General features: G+C 47.0%; 14 protein-coding genes and 1 tRNA gene. 13 read left to right on the forward strand and 2 right to left on the reverse strand.

Annotated elements, in window-relative coordinates:
* Positions 1-3033, forward strand: coding sequence for an efflux RND transporter permease subunit (locus H8R94_RS10625; protein ID WP_186854626.1), 3033 nt, complete (start codon positions 1-3; stop codon positions 3031-3033).
* Between the two features lie 54 nt (positions 3034-3087).
* Here the strand turns inward: H8R94_RS10625 and H8R94_RS10630 are convergent, their stop codons facing one another.
* The gene (locus H8R94_RS10630) at positions 3088-4422 is read right to left on the reverse strand and encodes a sodium-dependent transporter (protein WP_186854627.1); all 1335 of its coding nucleotides are present in this window, start codon (positions 4420-4422) and stop codon (positions 3088-3090) included.
* A gap of 20 nt (positions 4423-4442) precedes the next feature.
* Positions 4443-5477: a 3-deoxy-7-phosphoheptulonate synthase gene (locus H8R94_RS10635; RefSeq protein ID WP_118282007.1), complete on the reverse strand. Its 1035-nt coding sequence runs from the start codon at positions 5475-5477 to the stop codon at positions 4443-4445.
* 144 nt (positions 5478-5621) lie between these two features.
* Between H8R94_RS10635 and H8R94_RS10640 the strand changes: the two genes are divergently transcribed.
* The 12 genes from H8R94_RS10640 to H8R94_RS10695 all read left to right on the forward strand — a co-directional run bounded on the left by H8R94_RS10640 (position 5622) and on the right by H8R94_RS10695 (position 16755).
* A tRNA-Arg gene (locus tag H8R94_RS10640) sits at positions 5622-5695 on the forward strand.
* A 51-nt stretch (positions 5696-5746) separates the two neighbouring features.
* Positions 5747-7009: an SH3 domain-containing protein gene (locus H8R94_RS10645; protein WP_330593059.1), complete on the forward strand. Its 1263-nt coding sequence runs from the start codon at positions 5747-5749 to the stop codon at positions 7007-7009.
* 86 nt (positions 7010-7095) lie between these two features.
* Positions 7096-7809, forward strand: a complete 714-nt coding sequence (locus H8R94_RS10650) for a pseudouridine synthase (RefSeq protein WP_186854629.1) — start codon at positions 7096-7098, stop codon at positions 7807-7809.
* Between the two features lies 1 nt (position 7810).
* On the forward strand, positions 7811-9814 hold the full coding sequence (ligA, locus tag H8R94_RS10655) for an NAD-dependent DNA ligase LigA (RefSeq protein ID WP_186854630.1): 2004 nt from the start codon (positions 7811-7813) through the stop codon (positions 9812-9814).
* Between the two features lie 28 nt (positions 9815-9842).
* A complete protein-coding gene (metA, locus tag H8R94_RS10660) occupies positions 9843-10772 on the forward strand; it encodes a homoserine O-acetyltransferase MetA (protein WP_186854631.1) in 930 nt (309 codons plus the stop codon).
* 66 nt (positions 10773-10838) lie between these two features.
* The gene (locus H8R94_RS10665; RefSeq protein WP_118282002.1) at positions 10839-11216 is read left to right on the forward strand and encodes an Asp23/Gls24 family envelope stress response protein; all 378 of its coding nucleotides are present in this window, start codon (positions 10839-10841) and stop codon (positions 11214-11216) included.
* 105 nt (positions 11217-11321) lie between these two features.
* Positions 11322-11756 carry a transcription antitermination factor NusB gene (gene nusB / locus H8R94_RS10670; RefSeq protein WP_186854632.1) on the forward strand — a complete coding sequence of 145 codons (435 nt, stop codon included), beginning with the start codon at positions 11322-11324 and terminating at the stop codon, positions 11754-11756.
* Positions 11749-12975, forward strand: a complete 1227-nt coding sequence (xseA, locus tag H8R94_RS10675; protein WP_186854633.1) for an exodeoxyribonuclease VII large subunit — start codon at positions 11749-11751, stop codon at positions 12973-12975. Before nusB ends, xseA begins: the two co-directional genes overlap by 8 nt.
* Complete coding sequence (gene xseB, locus H8R94_RS10680) at positions 12957-13175, forward strand: exodeoxyribonuclease VII small subunit (protein WP_118282000.1); 219 nt, start codon at positions 12957-12959, stop codon at positions 13173-13175. The genes xseA and xseB overlap by 19 nt, the downstream gene beginning before the upstream one ends.
* A 2-nt stretch (positions 13176-13177) precedes the next feature.
* Positions 13178-14074 (forward strand): polyprenyl synthetase family protein, encoded by an 897-nt coding sequence (locus H8R94_RS10685; RefSeq protein ID WP_186854634.1) that lies wholly within the window; start codon positions 13178-13180, stop codon positions 14072-14074.
* 12 nt (positions 14075-14086) lie between these two features.
* Positions 14087-15940 carry a 1-deoxy-D-xylulose-5-phosphate synthase gene (gene dxs / locus H8R94_RS10690; protein ID WP_118281998.1) on the forward strand — a complete coding sequence of 618 codons (1854 nt, stop codon included), beginning with the start codon at positions 14087-14089 and terminating at the stop codon, positions 15938-15940.
* Between the two features lie 11 nt (positions 15941-15951).
* On the forward strand, positions 15952-16755 hold the full coding sequence (locus H8R94_RS10695; protein WP_186854635.1) for a TlyA family RNA methyltransferase: 804 nt from the start codon (positions 15952-15954) through the stop codon (positions 16753-16755).
* Position 16756: the final 1 nt, after the last annotated feature.

Raw genomic sequence — 16756 nt, forward strand, 5'->3', positions numbered from 1 at the left:
ATGGATAAATTAACAAAAGGTTTATTACATAATCGCTATATTGTGGTATTCTTTCTGGCGATCATTGTTTTACTGGGCGGCATTTCTTATTATCTGGTGCCAAAGCAGGAAAATCCGGACACGTCCATAGCGGTTGCGCTCGTGACGACTATCTATCCGGGAGCCTCACCGGAAGAGGTAGAGGAATACGTGACAGATAAATTGGAAGATGCCATTGGGCAGTTGGCGAATGTGGACTATACAACCAGTATGAGTATGGAATCTGCAAGCGCCGTGATCGTGTATTATACCACCGATGTGACGATCGACCAGGTGGAATCCAAGTTGCGAGAATGTGTATCGGATGTGCAGGGCGACCTGCCGGATATGTGCCAGACAAGTACAGTAAAAACGGATCTGGTCTCAAATAATCAATTTATCATTAGTTTGTCGGGAGAAGACTATTCTTCGGAGGAACTGGTAGCCTATGCAGATACGATCAAGGATCAACTGGAGGATATCGATCATGTGGCATCGGTATCCATTGAGGGCGCCAGCACGAAACAGGTTGTGGTGGAGGCTGACATCCAGAAATTGCAGTCTTACAATGTTTCCATTGAAAATATCTTATCCTTGATGCAGGCGCAGAACCTTAATATTCCGGCAGGAAGTATTGCTTATGATTCCGGTACGGTCACGGTGACCAGTGACGGACTTTTTACCAGCCTGTCAGATATTGAGAATACAGTGATCGGCGGTGCGGATGACAGTCTTTCTTTTGTAAAATTAAAGGATGTGGCAAATGTCTATGTGGAAAACACCAGTGATAAGCATTATGAGCAGGACGGAAAAGGCTGTATTCTTCTGGTCGGCAAGTTTGATGATGGTGTCAATGCGGTAAATGTCGGCAAAGATGTCCGCAGTCAGATCAATACGATCAAGAAGCAGTTGCCGGAAAATCTGGATTTCCATGAAGTCATGTATGCGCCGGAGGCAATCAGCGAAAATATCAACGGCTTTATCTTGAATCTGATCGAAAGTGTCCTGCTGATCATGGTGGTTGTCCTGATCGGTGTCGGTATCCGCAATGCACTTGTCATCAGTACGGCACTGCCAATCAGTGTTCTGGTGACTTTTACGGTCATGTATCTTTTAAATATCGAGTTTCAGTTTATATCGATCGCAGCCTTGATCATCAGTCTGGGTATTTTGGTGGATAATGCGGTTGTGATCAGCGAAGCGATCCAACAGCGCATGAACGCCGGACAGGAAAAAGAAGAAGCCATTGTGGGCGGTGTCAAAGAAACCTGGCTGCCGGTACTGACCAGTACACTTACAACGATCGTGACCTTTAGTATTATCTATTTTATCCCGGGGACGATCGGTAAGGTGGCAGGAACGATCCCTACGGTTGTTATCACATCCCTGATCGCTTCCTATATCATGGCGATGTGCGGTATTCCGGTTTTGGCATATTTCTTCTTTAAACCGGAAAAAGAAAAAGAAAATAAAAAGCCGAATCCGGTGCATAGATTTTTTGACCGCCTGCTGGGGATCGGGCTTCGCTATCCGAAGCGGACGCTGGTGTTTTCCTTTGCAACGCTTGGCGTGGCAGCACTTTTAGCCACACAACTTGGCATGCAGTTTTTCCCATATTCATCAAAGCCGGTGATCTATCTGGATGTCAGTGGAGAAACCATGAATCTGGATGCGACGGAAAAAGTCATAGATCAGGTAGAAGATGTCTTAAAAGAGGATGAACTGGTGGCACATTATACTACAGCCATCGGCGGCGGGCTGCCGAGTTTCTTCATATCGGTACCTTCCATGAATGATGCAGACAATGCCGGGCGCATCATGCTGGAGTTAGATGAGGATGCATTGAAAAAGGTTGGCAGTACGGAAAAGGCTGCCAAACAACTGCAAGAGGAAATCAATGAGAAGGTTACCGGCGCAAGCATTGAGGTCAAATGTCTGGAATACTCCCTGCCGGCAGATGATAAGATCGTTTATACGGTATCGGGGGATGATCTGGATGAAATCAATGCATTTGCGGCACAGATGGTAGAAGACCTGTCCCAGATAGAAGGAACGATGAATGTGCGTGACACTTCCGTAAATGCACAATATGAGTACAAGGTAAATCTGGACAGTGAGAGATTATCCAGTTATGGACTTTTGAAATATGATGTGGTCAAGCAACTCAACACCAGCCTTATGGGGGCAACGGCATCCACTTATACCGGCGCAGAGGATGAGATGGATATAGTCGTTAGGGCAAAGGTGGATAGTCTGGAACAACTGAAAAATCTGCCAATTTCCGGCTCCGTCAGTGATACCCATGTTTTGTTGGGGCAGGTGGCGGACATCACGCTGGAGCCGACTATTCCGCTGATCAACCATTATAACGGAAAGCGGTATGTCAATGTCTTATCCGGTGTGCAATCCGGCTATGTATCCGGTACGATCGAATCAAAATTTGAAAAACAATATCTGGACAAAATGGATAGCGAGGGACTTACCATTGTGGAACAGGGCGAGATGAGCAATATGATGACTCTGGTCGGAAATCTGATCAAGGCGGCAGGTGTGGCGATTTTGATCATATACATTATCCTGCTTCTGCAGTTTAAGGATTTTGGAAAGCCGCTCAACATACTGACTTCCATACCGTTGTCGCTGATCGGCTGTTGCTTTGGACTCTGGATCTTAAACATGAACATTCAGGCGATGGCGCTTTTGGGCATTGTTGCCCTCTTTGGCATTGTGGTAAATAATGGTATTCTTCTGATCGAGGTCATCGATGAGAAACGAAGGAATGGCGAGAGCGTCCGGGAAGCCTGTCGCAGCGCGGTGGCAGCAAGATTTCGTCCGATCATGATCTCTAGTGTTACGACCTGTATCGGTTTGGTACCGCTGATCGTATCACAGGATCCCATGTCAGCGCCGATGGCGGTAACGCTATTATTCGGACTGCTCTTTTCTACCATACTTACCATGGTGGTCGTGCCGACGATTTATTATTTGCGGGAGAGCAAGAAAGAAACAGAATAAGGAAAAGAAAACGCTGTGGGTCAAACCTACAGCGTTTTGTTATGATAGGAATATTTACTTCCAAGAAAAAGTCGCAATGCCATAAATATAAATGATGGCGATGATCACAGGTACCACGAAGGTAAAAATGGGCTTCTGCCAGTTCTTCATCTTAGGCCCGACACCGGTATTGGCTTCCTTAAAGAAATTATCCCATCCCCAGCCAAACTTATGACAGCAGAAGAGGGCAAGGACGAGAGAACCCAGCGGCAGTATGTTAGTAGAAACAACAAAGTCCCAAAAGTCCATCCAGGTCGTCCCTTCAGCAAATGGCTGGAAATGCAGGACATTAAATCCGAGTGCTGTTGTCAGTGCCAGTAAAAAGACGATGATGCCACAGACCAGACTTCCCTTTGGTCTGGACCAACCGGTCAGTTCGCGGACCATGGCAAGAATATTTTCGCAGACACCCAGTACCGTGGAGAGCGCAGCGAAGATCATAAACAAAAAGAATAAGGATCCCCAGACGCGCCCACCGGGCATATTATTAAAGACGGTTGCCATCGTATCAAATAAAAGGCTCGGTCCGGCACCGACTTCCAGATCATAGGTAAAACATGCAGGGAAGATGATGACACCTGCTAAAAAAGCGACCAAAGTATCAAGTGTGATGACATGCAGGGCTTCGCCCATGAGGGTGCGGTCTTTTCCGATATAAGAGCCAAAGATCGCCATGCTTCCCATACCGGTGGAAAGCGTGAAAAATGCCTGGTTCATGGCGGCAACCACGACAGATCCGTTGATCTTGGAAATATCCGGTTTCAGATAAAAAAGTAAGCCTTGTCCGGCACCTTTTAACAAAAGACTGTGGACTGCCAGTACCAGCATGAGCACTAAAAGTGCGCTCATCATAAATTTTGTGATCCGCTCAAGCCCGCCCTGTAAATGGAAGGACAAGATGAAAAAGGCAAGGACAACCGTTATGAACAGGAAAGTCACATTGATCGTAGGACTTGCGATCATGGAGGCAAATCCTAAAGTCTGCTGCCTACCGGCAACAAATTTACAGAAATAATAGATGAGCCATCCGCATACCACGGTGTAAAATGCCATCAGTGCCAGATTACCGATCAGACAGATAATGCCGAAACCACCCCATTTTTGACCCGGCTTTTCCAATTTTTTATACATATTGAGAGGACTGGTCTGTGCGGCTCTGCCGATCGCAAATTCCATGGTAAGAGCCGGAATGCCGAGGATAATCAGACAGATGATATAGACCAGCATAAAAGAGCCGCCACCATTTTGCCCGCACATCCATGGAAATTTCCACATATTTCCACAGCCGATAGCGCACCCCGCCGATAGCATGATGAAGCCCAGACGACTTCCTAATTGTTCACGTTTCATATAAATCTATAAATCCCCTCTTATTTATTCAACTCGGCGATCATATAAAGCAACTTCTCAGAATCCTCCCATCCAAGACATGGGTCGGTGATGGACTTGCCATAGACCTGATGATCGGAAATTTTCTGGGAGCCTTCTTCCAGATAACTTTCTACCATGACGCCCTTGACCAGGTTCTTGACATCGCTTGAGAACTGGCGGCTCATCATGATTTCACGGACGATACGGATCTGCTGCTTGAACTGCTTGTTGGAGTTGGAGTGGTTGGCATCCACGATCGTAGCCGGATTGACAAGATCCATAGAGGCATACATATCGGAAAGGCGAACCAGATCCTCGTAGTGGTAGTTCTGTACACAGTTGCCATGCTTGCTGACAGCCCCGCGCAGGATCGTATGCGCCAAAGGATTGCCGGTTGTGCGCACCTCGTAACCGGAAAAAGTAAAGTGGTGTGCATGCTGTGCTGCATATACGGAATTGAGCATAACGGAAAAGTCACCGCTGGTCGGATTCTTCATACCACTTGCTACATCAAAACCACTGACGGTCAGACGATGGTGCTGGTCTTCTACAGAACGTGCACCGATGGCAACGTAGGAGAGCAGGTCTTCAACATAAGGCCAGTTCTCCGGGTAGAGCATCTCATCGGCACAGGTAAAACCGCTTTCTGCGATAGCGCGCAAGTGCATTTTACGCATGGCGATCAGACCCTCGACCATATCCGGTGCCTTGGTAGGATCCGGCTGGGAAGCAATGCCCTTGTAACCGGAACCGGTGGTCCTAGGTTTATTGGTATAGATACGAGGAACGATGAGCACACGGTCTTTGATCTTTTCCTGTACGGAGGTCAGGCGGTTGACATACTCACAGACAGAATCTTCGTTGTCTGCGGAGCATGGCCCGATGATGGCGAGCACGCGGTCATCTTTTCCTGTAATGATATCTGCAATCTGCTGATCTCTGTCAGCCTTTAATGCCTTCATCTCCGGTGTTAAGGCAAATTCACTTTTGATGGTGTCCGGATCCGGCATCTTTTTTAAATATGAAAAACTCATGATAATCTCCATTCTGTCGCAGATTGCGACATAAATTTAACAATAACTATATTATAAGAAATTGTTGGCTCTGTCAAACATTGGAATGTTTCTTACATTGACTTTGGCTCGTGATTTTGATAGAATAAACAAGATTTGTATTAAGTAGGCGTAGCGTAGCTGGATAACGCATCGGACTCCGACTCCGAAGATCGCTGGTTCGAATCCAGTCGTCTACATTCAAAACACTTTGTGTTGGGGAGACTTTTTTGGAGGTGATATTGTTGAAGGTGAAAGAATTCTTTCAAAAGATAAAAATAGATAAAATTACAGAATTCCTTAAAAAGAATGCGAGATATTTTGGCGCAGCAGCAGTCTTTGTGGCTATGGTACTCATCCTTGCCAGATGTACAGATGGTACGACATCGGACAAGGATCCGATGGCAGGCGCATATCAGCAGTATGCGGAAAGTGACAATAAGGAAGTCAATGACCTGATTACCAAATATTACGAATATTATGCAGCAGGAGATACCGATTCTCTCAAGCAAATCGCTACGCCGATTTCAGATGCAGAAGTCAGTTATATCCAGTTCTATAGTCAATATATTGAAAAGTACCAGAATTTAAAGGTTTACACAAAGCGTGGCTTGGACAAGGATTCCTATCTGTGTTCCGTATATTTGCAGATCAAGTTTGCAAATATAGATACACCGGTTGCAGGGCTTGATTTCTTCTACGTCCAGACCAAGGATGATGGAAGCCTTTACATCAACAATGTATATGGTTCATTCAATCAGTCCAACGGCGAATTTGACATGGATACGGATATCGCATCCTTGATCGCTACCTTTGAACAACAGAGTGATGTCCTTGCTTTGCAGGCAGAAGTACAGCAGGAATGCAACGAGGCAATGCTTGCAGACGAAAATCTGAACACCTTTGTCAATACGACCTTACAGGATGCTATCAAGCAGTGGGCGGCAGATTATAAGGCATCCGTAGCCCAGGCAGCGGAAGAGGCAGCAGCAGCCAAGGCAGCAGAGGAAGAAGCAGCAGCCAAGGCGGCAGAAGAAGCCAAGGCAGCAGAGGAAGCAGCGGCAGCCGAAGCAGCAGAGGCAGCAAACGCTAAGACAAAGGTCACAACCGACAAGATCAATGTGCGTGATGCCGCATCCGAGGATGGAAACTTGTTAGGACAGTTGGCATCCGGTACGCAGGTTACCTGGTATGCAGATGAAAATGGCTGGGCAAAGATCGACTACAATGGCACCAAGGCATATGTAAAGGCAGATTATCTGGCAGATGTATCTGGTGACAGTACACAAGATACAAGCCAGTCAACAAATAGCAGTGCAAACCTGAGCCAGGGACAGGAGATCACACTTGCCAATACGGTCAATGTTCGCGAGAGCATGAGTGAGACTGCTTCCAAGGTAGCAGTTGCATACGCAGGCGAACAGGTCACTGTGATCGAGTCTTATGCGGATGGATGGACCAAGGTCGATTACAACGGCAAGCAGGGATACTGCAAGACAGAATACTTACAGTAAAAGCAGTTTTATAATGTATCTTTAGGGGCAGTCCATATGGTCTGTCCCTTTCGTAGCCTTATAGGAATCGGACAGAAAGGAGACCCATGGCAGAAGAAGAGATCCGCCTAAATAAATATTTGAGCGAAGCAGGTATTTGTTCCAGAAGAGAAGCGGACCGGTGTATCGAGGCAGGCAAAGTCTTAGTCAACGGCAAAGTGGCTGGCATGGGACAAAAGGTTAAAATGTCCGATTGTGTGGAATACTGTGGACGAGAGGTCATAGGAAAGCCCAAGGATGTCCTACTTTTATTCAACAAGCCTGTTGGGATTGTCTGTACGGCAGAAAAGCGGGAGAAACACAATGTGGTCGATTATATTGATTATTCGACCCGGCTTTATCCGGTAGGACGTCTGGATAAAAATTCCAGAGGACTCCTTTTGATGACCAATCAGGGAGATCTGGTCAATCAGATCATGCGCAGTCGTTACCATCATGAAAAAGAGTATATCGTACGCGTAGATCGTCCGATTGATGCAGTTTTTGTAGAGCGTATGGCAGCAGGAGTCTATCTGTCAGAACTGAAAGTTACGACCAGACCCTGTAAAGTAGAAAAGTTATCCAAATTTACTTTTCGCATTATTTTGACCCAGGGACTCAACCGCCAGATCCGCCGCATGTGTATGGAATGCGGTTATCATGTACGGGATCTGGAACGTGTGCGCATCATGAACCTGACGCTGGACGGTATCGCGGAAGGGCAGTATCGCCCGATCACTGCGGCAGAATTTGCTGAGTTACAGAAATTACTTAGAGGTTGATATGGATATTAAGGAAGAAGTAAAAACATTACGGGAACAAATCGAATATCACAGCAATCGTTACTATAATATGGATGCACCGGAGATTACAGACTATGAGTATGATATGCTCATGCAGCGTCTAAAGCAGATCGAAAAAGAGCATCCGGAACTGGTGGACGCGTCTTCTCCGACACAAAAAGTCGGTGGCAATGCCAAGAGAGAGGCAGGAGTACTGGTGCGTCACAATGTGCCAATGCTGAGTTTGCAGGATGTCTTCTCTAAGGAAGAGGTCATGAACTTTGTGGCAGAAATGCAGGAAAAACTGGAAGATCCTGAGTTTGTCGTTGAGTACAAGATCGATGGGCTTTCCATGTCCTTGCGCTACGAGCAGGGCAAACTTGCGCTGGCAGAGACCAGAGGTGATGGCATCAACTTTGGCGAGGATGTTACAGCAAATGCCAAGGTGATCGAAGATGTAAAGACGACCTTAAAGGACGCACCGGATTATCTGGAGATCCGTGGAGAAGTCTACATGACGGAAGCCGCCTTTTCCCATGTGAATGAGACGCAGGAACTGCTGGGAAAAAAGACTTTTGCCAACCCAAGAAACTGTGCGGCGGGCACGCTTCGGCAGTTGGACAGCAAGGTGGTAAAGGAACGCCATCTTTCCATGTTTATTTTTAATTTACAGCAATCGGTGGGACGGGAATTTTTGACCCACACCGAGGCATACGAATATATGAAATCCCAGCACATCCCGGTCATTGAGGATTACCGGGTCTGCCACAGTGGCGAGGAAGTCTGGGATGCCATCTGTGCCATAGGGGAGAACCGTGGCAATCTGGCGTATGATATTGACGGAGCGGTGGTCAAGATCAACCGTTTTTCCGACCGCGAACTTTTGGGAAATACATCTAAAGTGCCACGCTGGGCGATCGCCTACAAGTATCCGCCGGAGGAAAAAGAGACCAAATTACTGGATATCGAATTATCGGTAGGGCGTACGGGGCGTATCACACCGACTGCCATTTTTGAACCGATCCGTCTGTGTGGGACTTCGGTCAGCCGGGCAACCCTGCACAATCAGGATTTTATCAATGATCTGGATATCGGGATCGGCGATACCATCCTTGTCTACAAATCGGGAGAGATCATTCCAAAGGTCAAAGAGGTATTACATGACAAACGTCCGGCCGGGGTAAAGACCTTTGTGATCCCGGATAAGTGCCCGGTGTGTGGAGCGCCGACCTATCGGGAAGAAAACACGGCAGATATCAAGTGTTCTTCTGCGACCTGTCCGGCACAACTGGAACGCCATATCATCAATTTTGTGGGGCGCGATGCCATGGATATCAAGGGATTTGGCACAGCCTATATTGAGGAACTCATCCATCAGGACTATCTGCACGACATTGCGGATATTTATGGACTCTATGAATACCGGGACGAATTGATCGAAAAGGGTATCCTGGGCAAAGAAAAAAATACAGATAAACTCCTCGGAGTGATCGAGGCATCCAAGGAGAATGATGCCTACCGCCTTCTGACAGGACTGGGCATACCGGGGATTGGCAAAGCAGCGGCAAAATCGCTTTTGGACTATTTTGGTTCGATCGATGCGGTAGCAAAGGCAGAGCCGGAAAAACTGGTCGAGGTCAATGATATTGGCGAGATCAGTGCAAAAGCCATCTATGCTTATTTTCGTGATCCGGTCAGTCTGGGGATCTTGGAGCGAATGCAAAAGCACGGTGTCAATATGGCACGCCTTCAGGCAGCAGATAGTGACGATGTGCTGGCAGATCTTACATTTGTGATCACAGGAACACTCCCCGGCATGGGAAGAAAGGAAGCAGCAGAATTGATCGAACGCCACGGCGGCAAGGTCAGCAGTTCTGTTTCCAAAAAGACAAACTACCTACTGGCGGGTGAAAATGCAGGAAGCAAATTGGATAAGGCGAACGCTTTAGGAGTCACCGTGCTTACCGAGGAAGAATTATTAGAAATGCTTCAGGCCAAAGCCTAGAGAATAGAGATAGAAAGAGGGGGCAATTATGCCGATCAAAACACAGAGCGATCTGCCTGCAAAGGCGATCTTAGAGCATGAAAATATATTTGTTATGGACGAGGACAGGGCAGTGCATCAGGATATCCGCCCGATCGAGATCGGGATCCTGAACCTTATGCCTTTAAAAGAGGATACGGAACTGCAGATGCTGCGTTCCCTGTCAAATTCCCCGCTTCAGGTAGACATTACTTTTATCGCAGTGGAGAGCCATATTTCAAAAAATACGTCCATGAGCCATTTGAACAAGTTTTACCAGACCTTTGGTGACATCAAAAATCGCAATCTGGACGGTCTGATCATCACGGGAGCACCGGTGGAACTGCATGATTTTGAAGAAGTGGATTACTGGGATGAACTGGTCGAGATCATGGAGTGGTCAAAGACCCATGTGACCTGTACTTTTTACCAGTGCTGGGGCGCACAGGCGGGGCTATATTATCACTACGGTATCAAAAAGGAGATCTTAGATCAAAAGATCTTTGGTGTCTACGAGCACAAGGTGCAAAACCGCAAGATCCCATTGGTACGCGGTTTTGATGATTATTTCATGGCACCACATTCCAGACACACCAGAATGGACGAGGATGCCATCCGAAACAACCCGGATTTGATCGTGCTGGCAGAGTCGGAAGAAGCAGGCATCTTTTTGATCCTGTCCAAGGATAACAGCCAGATCTTTTGCATGGGGCATCCGGAATACGATCGTTTGACCCTGGATAAAGAGTACAAGCGGGATCTGGAAAAAGGCATGGATATCCAGATGCCGGTCAATTATTATCCTAATGATGATGTGAACGAAAGACCGTTTTTACAATGGCGTTCCCATGCAAATTGCTTATATACCAATTATCTGGATTATTATGTCTACCAGATGACACCGTACGATTTGCACTGGCTGCCAAAAGACAAAAGATAAAAAACTTCCCAATTTACGGGAGGTCTGATATAATAATGCTAAGAATATGTTTAGGAGGCTACCGATATGGCAGAAGATAGAAAGAGTTTTGTTATCAAAGAGAGTGAAAATGGTGGGGTCAATATCACAGATGAAGTAGTTGCAATCATCGCAGGACTTGCTGCTACAGAGGTGGAAGGTGTATCTTCTCTGGCTGGAAATCTGACCAATGAAGTGATCAGCAAGGCTGGGATGAACAAGTTATCCAAGGGTGTAAAGATCATCACAGAAGAAGAAAACAAGGTTGCAGTACGTTTGGGAGTGAATATCTCTTATGGCTATGAAATCCCAAAGATCTGCCAGCAGGTGCAGGACAAGGTCAAGAATGCGATCGAGAACATGGTCGGACTTGAGGTCATCAGCGTAGATATCAAGATTGCATCTGTAGCGGTTGCAGGGGAATGATTCTTTTGTTTTATCAAGGATTGCGCTATAATCAAGGGTGTCTGAAAAGACATCCTTTTTTACCATATTATCAATACATTGAGGGAGCGAAAAAGGTCTATGACAATGACAAGAAGACAAATACGAGAAGAGATATTTAAGATCATCTTTCAGGCGGATTTTCATGCGCAGGAAGATCTACCGGAACAGGTAGACCTATTCTTGCAGGATGAGAGCGAGCCGGAGAAAGAGACAGAAGAATTCCCGGTCAAGAGCGATAAGGAATTAGAACAGGAAAAATACATTGCTGACAAGAGCAGTGACATCTTTGCACACGTTGAGGAGATCGATGCGATCATCGATGAGGCAGTGGAGGGCTGGAAGACCAGCCGTATGGCAAAGGTCGACCTGTCTTTGATCCGTCTGGCAGTCTATGAGATTCGCTATGAGAAATTGCCAAAGGGCGTTGCTATCAATGAAGCCGTAGAACTGGCAAAGACCTATGGCACAGATCAGTCAGCAGGATTTGTCAACGGAGTATTAGCAAGGATTCATGAATGAAAATATCTATGGTGTAGGGCAGGTCAATGCCTATATCCAACGTATGTTTGCAGAGGATTTCTTACTCCGTGATATCCGTATCAAGGGAGAGGTCTCCAACTGCAAATATCATTCCAGCGGTCATATCTACTTCACCTTAAAGGACGCAGGCGGAGCGATCTCTGCCATCCTCTTTCGCGGGAACCGTGTCAAGGGTCTGCGTTTTCCTATGAAGGATGGAGATAAGGTCGTGGTCACAGGTTCCGTTTCCGTCTATGAAAAGGGCGGTACCTATCAGATCTACGCAAAAGAGATCACGTTGGATGGGGCAGGAGATCTGTATGTACGTTTTGAACAGTTAAAAAAAGAACTGGAAGAAATGGGCATGTTTGCCGCAGAGTACAAAAAGCCTATTCCCCGTTTTGCACAACGGATCGGCATTGTGACGGCACCGACCGGTGCAGCCGTGCGGGATATCATCCAGATCTCCAAAAGACGCAATCCTCATGTATCCATTGCCTTATATCCGGCTTTGGTACAGGGCGAGGGCGCCGTGGAGAGTATCATTTCCGGTATCATGGCGCTGGATGCCATGGGTTTAGACGTTTTGATCGTCGGCAGAGGCGGTGGCTCGATCGAAGACCTATGGGCATTTAATGAGGAAGCCGTAGCCAGAGCCATGTTCAACTGCAATACACCGGTCATTTCGGCGGTGGGGCATGAGACCGATACGACGATCTGTGATTTTGTGGCTGATCTACGCGCACCGACACCGTCGGCGGCAGCCGAACTGGCAGTCTTTTCCTATGAGGAGGTCGCTGGTGCTTTGACATCCGTCCAGGTCCGTATGCAGCAGTCCATGCAGATGCATCTGCAAAAGGACAGACAGATCTTGGAAGGGCTAAAAAGGCAGATGCTGCTTTTGAGTCCAATGGGGCGGCTCAATGAGAAAAGACAGTATGCCATGCATTTGGAAGACCGTTTGCAGCAGACGATGCGAAGGAGGCTGGACGGCTTTGATGGGCGGATGCGGCTTTTGGCAGAGCGTTTGGAGGGCATGTCGCCTTTGAAAAAACTGGCACAAGGCTATGCCTATGTAGCAGATGAGAGCGGACATTGCCTGTCTTCGATAAAAGGCGTAGCCATAGGAGATCCTGTGCAGGTTTATGTGCGTGACGGCAGGATGCAGGCTGTCATAAAAGAAATCGATGAGGATGTAGCATGGAAGAAAAAGAATTGACCATAGAACAGAGTTTTGCAGAAATTGAAGAAATCTTGAACAAGTTAGAGTCCAATGAAGTGACTTTGGAGGATTCTTTTTTGTTATATCAATCAGGTATGCAGCAGATCAAGCACTGCAATGACCTGATGAATGCCGTAGAGCAAAAGGTACAGATGTTGAACAGTAATGGTGAGTTAGAAACATTTGAAGAGGTGTAGTTATGGATATCAATAAGGAAATCGCCTATAAGGCAAGCGACGCAGACCGTATGATCTACCGTGTGTTACCGGCGGAAAAAGGTTATCAGAAGACAGTATTTCAGGCAATGAACTATAGTGTTTTGGCAGGGGGCAAGCGGATCCGTCCTATCCTCATGCTGGAGACTTACAAATTATTCGGTGGTTCCAACAAGGCAATCGAATCTTTTGTGGCAGCGATCGAACTGATCCACACATATTCTTTGGTGCATGATGATCTGCCAGCCATGGATGATGATGAATTGCGCCGTGGCAAATTGACGACACATGCCAAATTCGGCGAGGCTATGGGCGTTTTAGCAGGTGATGGCTTGCTCAATTATGCCTTTGAGATTGCGCTGGATACTTTGGATGAGACCAAGGGGGCAGACAACAGGGCTGTCATCCGTTCACTCAAGGTTCTGGCAAAAAAAGCCGGTATTTATGGCATGATCGGCGGTCAGGTCGTAGATGTGGAAGCCGAGAAACAATACGGTATCTCCAAGAATCGTTTGGACTTTATCTATGAGTTGAAGACCGGAGCCCTGATCGAGGCAGCCATGATGATCGGTGCTATTTTAGGTGGCGCGACGGATGAAGAAGTTGAACAGATCGAAGAGGTGGCAAAAAAGATCGGACTTGCTTTCCAGATCCAGGATGATGTCTTGGATGTGATCGGTGAGACAGAGACAATCGGTAAATCCGTTGGCAGTGATGAGAAGAACCAGAAGGCAACTTATGTTGTATTTGAAGGTTTAGAAAAAGCAAAGCAGGAAGTGGCAGATCTGACAGACGATGCGATCGCTATTTTACAAGAACTTCCATACGAAAATCCATTTTTGACAGAACTTTTACGATGGATGGTGCTTCGCGATAAGTAGAGGATGAGACTTATGGTGTTAGATAAGATACAAAAAGAAAATGATATTAAGAATTTGACACCGGCAGAGATAGATGTCTTACGACAGGAGATCCGTACTTTTTTGATCGAAAAGATCTCAGAACTCGGCGGACATTTGGCGTCCAACTTAGGAACCGTGGAACTGACGATGGCATTGCATCTTTTTTTGGATTTTCCAAAGGATAAGATCGTGTGGGATGTGGGACACCAGTCTTATACCCACAAGATCCTGACCGGCCGCAAGGACGACTTTGATCATCTGCGCCAGTATGGTGGTATGAGTGGCTTCCCAAAGCGGACAGAGAGTCCGTGCGATTCCTTTGATACCGGACACAGTTCTACTTCCATCTCCGCAGGACTTGGACTGGCATGGGCGAGAGAGTTACAGAATGAGGACTACAAGGTGGTTTCTGTGATCGGTGACGGAGCCCTGACAGGCGGTATGGCATATGAGGCGATGAATAATGCCGCCGCCCTCAAGAAGAATTTTATCATCATATTAAATGATAACAATATGTCGATCTCAGAAAATGTCGGCGGGATGTCCAGACATTTGTCAAAACTGCGTACCAGCACGAACTATGTGGAATTAAAAGAGGGCGTGCAGTCTTCTTTGGAAAAGATCCCGGTTTATGGCGAGCGCATTGTATCCGGTATTCGCAAGACCAAGAGCAGTATCAAACAGATGGTGATCCCGGGGATGATCTTTGAAGATATGGGGATCATGTATCTAGGACCTGTGGATGGGCACGACATATCCGCTATGCTCAAAGTCTTTCAGGAGGCTTCGCAGGTACAGGGACCGGTCTTAGTGCATGTTCTTACCAAGAAAGGATATGGCTACCGCCCGGCAGAAAGACATCCGTCCCGTTTCCACGGTACGGCACCTTTTGATATTGAGACAGGGATCCCGCTTTCCCATGGGAAAGCGACCTATACCGATGTATTTTCAACCGTTATGCGCAAGATGGGAGACCGGGATGACAAGTTAGTTGCCATCACCGCAGCCATGGCAGACGGTTGTGGACTCAAGCGTTTTCACAATATGTTCCCGGATCGTTTCTTTGATGTGGGGATTGCGGAAGAACACGCCGTGACCTTTGCCGCTGCACTTGCAGCAGGAGGCATGCATCCGGTCTTTGCGGTCTATTCCTCCTTTTTACAGAGAGGCTATGACCAGATGCTGCATGATGTCTGTATGCAAAATCTTCCGGTTGTATTTGCTATTGACCGGGCGGGACTTGTCGGCAGTGATGGAGAGACCCATCAGGGCGTTTTTGATCTGTCCTATTTGACTGAAATGCCGAATATGACTGTCATGGCACCAAAAAATAAATGGGAACTTTCCGATATGTTAAAGTATGCGATCGCTTATGATGCACCGATCGCCCTTCGTTATCCGAGAGGAGAGGCATATGACGGCTTGCAGGAACACCGTCAGCCGATCGTCTACGGCAAGTGTGAGGAGATCACAGTGGGGCAGGATATACTCCTGTTTGCTTTGGGCAGTATGGTAAAGACCGCCGAGGCTGTCTGCGGGCAGTTAAAGGAAAAAGGCATAGAGGCAACGCTTGTCAATGCCAGATTTGCCAAGCCTTTTGATGCGGCATATTTAAAAGAAGCCATGACCAAGCACTCTATGATCGTTATTTTGGAGGAAAATGTAGCCTTGGGCGGCTTTGGTGAGCATGTGGCATGTTTCCTTCGTCGGGAGGGCTATGAAGGACAGATCCTTTCTATTGCGATCGGAGACCATTTTGTAGAGCATGGCAATGTGGCAGTCTTGCAAAAAGAATTAGGGATCGATGCCGATGGTATCACGCGGCAGATCTTAGAAAAATTATAGGATAGATAAGCATGAAAGAACGTTTGGATGTTTTATTGGTGCAAAAAGGACTTGCCCCTTCCAGAGAAAAGGCAAAGACCATGATCATGGAGGGTAATGTCTTTGTAGACAACCAGAGAGAAGATAAGGCGGGCACTTTTTTTGATCCGTCCGTGAATATTGAGATCCATGGCAATACCCTGCGTTATGTCAGCCGTGGCGGACTGAAACTGGAAAAGGCAATGGCACAGTTTGGCATTACCCTAGATGACAAGGTCTGCATGGATATCGGGGCATCGACCGGAGGCTTTACCGATTGTATGTTACAAAACGGAGCAAAGAAGGTCTATGCCGTGGATGTAGGATATGGACAGTTTGCCTGGAAACTGCGGCAGGATCCGCGGGTGGTCTGCATGGAAAAGACCAACATCCGCTATGTGACACCGGAGGACATCGGGGACGCTTTGAATTTTGCGTCCGTGGATGTATCTTTTATTTCCCTGACCAAGGTCTTGGAACCGGCAAAGGAACTTTTAAAAGACGGCGGACAGATGGTATGTCTCATCAAACCCCAGTTTGAAGCAGGTAAGGACAAGGTCGGAAAAAAAGGCGTGGTAAGGGATCCGGCAGTACATAAAGAGGTGATCGAGCGCGTGATCTTATTTGCAAAGTCCATCGGATTTGGCATCCTGCATCTGGATTATTCACCGATCAAGGGACCGGAAGGAAATATCGAGTATCTGGTACATATCGTAAAGGATGCCGAGGCGGAGAGCCAAGAAGTGATTGATGTGGAGGCAGTCGTAGCGGCAGCCCATGGAGAACTGGATAAATAGG

It is taken from the genome of Roseburia lenta, from assembly GCF_014287435.1.
GTDB lineage: Bacteria > Bacillota > Clostridia > Lachnospirales > Lachnospiraceae > Pararoseburia > Pararoseburia lenta.